Here is a 1348-nt window from a genome sequence, read left to right on the forward strand (position 1 = left end):
AGCTCGTCAGCAGGGTTTTGACATCACTGTTAGTGGTTGGCAGTATGGCTAATTGAGAATGGTGCAAGATCTCAGTTGTAACCTAGTTCGGGATTTTTGAGAGTTACTTGTTGACCCATCTCTACCTTAACAATAGCATTTTGCTCTGGGTTAAGGCTAAGGTTCGTGACGCGGTGGAAGAATTCAAACTTGACTCCACCCTTCTTTAATTCTATGTATAATGGGGTAAAAATTGTATCTCCCATACCAGCATTCATTTTCCACATGATTGCACCTTTGTATGTGAAAATCATGCGCCAGATCCAACGTATTGTTGCTGCTGCTCCCAATTGACCGTTTTCCTTAGTGGCGATGCCACCAGGAAAGGCTAACAGTAAATCGTACATTACCTGTACCAAGACTGAGTTAGCAGTTTCAGACCAAGCACCATTGTGACCAACCCATGTTCTAAAGTCGTGCTGATCCAGGTCGTTGAAGGATTGCCAATTAAAGATTTGATTAACCAGCACCCCGCGAGCAATTGCATACCCAAGGTTGAGGGTAATTAGGAGGCGATGAGCGTCGATTAGTGGCTGTTCAAACTTCTCTTCTAGCTTGGCGATCGCATCTTCTAAGTTCAGGCGTGCAAGCTTTGTCAAAAGCTCTAACAACCAGGTCAGAACGTTGTGGTCTTCGGACGAGTGATGCTGAACATCTTTAGGAAGAGAGTTAGCAAACTGATGAGTATAAGCAAGTACCTCTTTATGCGAGCTTGAGAGCAGATTTTCTTTGGTTACCTCTAGCCGTTTAGCAACTTGCGGCAGCAATTCTAAGGCAATGGGTTCTCGATCGGGGTCAAGTTCGATTCTGCTAGTAGAAGAGAGCGAGTCCAAATGAGGAGAATCGCTATGTTTGTGTAGCATGAGCTCAAGCATCTTGAGAATATAGTCCCAAGGTGAGCCAACTTCCATATCTTTATCGGGCCAGGGAAATACATCCTTAGAGTAAGGAAAATCTATATTCCAAGGAACCCAACGACCCTGTTTATCTTCGTCTTCAAAGACAATAAAACTATGCGGTTGAAAAGCATTTTCTATCCCTTGAAATATTCCCTTTTCATTTTCCAGGGCATCATAGCACTCCTTCATCACTCGAAATGTGTTGGCATAAAACCCGAAGAAGATGTGTAATCCGTGTTCCTGAATACGGTAGTCTGGTTCATAGGACTGGTGCGGTGTCATATTACGACCGCTTGCACATTTACCGCCTAAACGCCAACCTAATTGATAGAGAGTAAGCTGTTCGACATCTAAACTGCATTAACTAAGTTACCTTTATTTTTTATTTTTCGGTTCCATTTTATAATTAG

1 protein-coding gene is annotated in these 1348 nt (G+C 43.0%); it reads right to left on the reverse strand.

The window, feature by feature from the left end; genetic code table 11:
* Positions 1 to 71: 71 nt before the first annotated feature.
* A complete protein-coding gene (locus QUB37_RS29670) occupies positions 72 to 1220 on the reverse strand; it encodes a hypothetical protein (protein WP_333168819.1) in 1149 nt (382 codons plus the stop codon).
* Between the last annotated feature and the right edge of the window lie 128 nt (positions 1221 to 1348).

The organism is Microcoleus sp. AT3-A2 (assembly GCF_036705685.1).
Taxonomy (GTDB): domain Bacteria; phylum Cyanobacteriota; class Cyanobacteriia; order Cyanobacteriales; family Microcoleaceae; genus Microcoleus.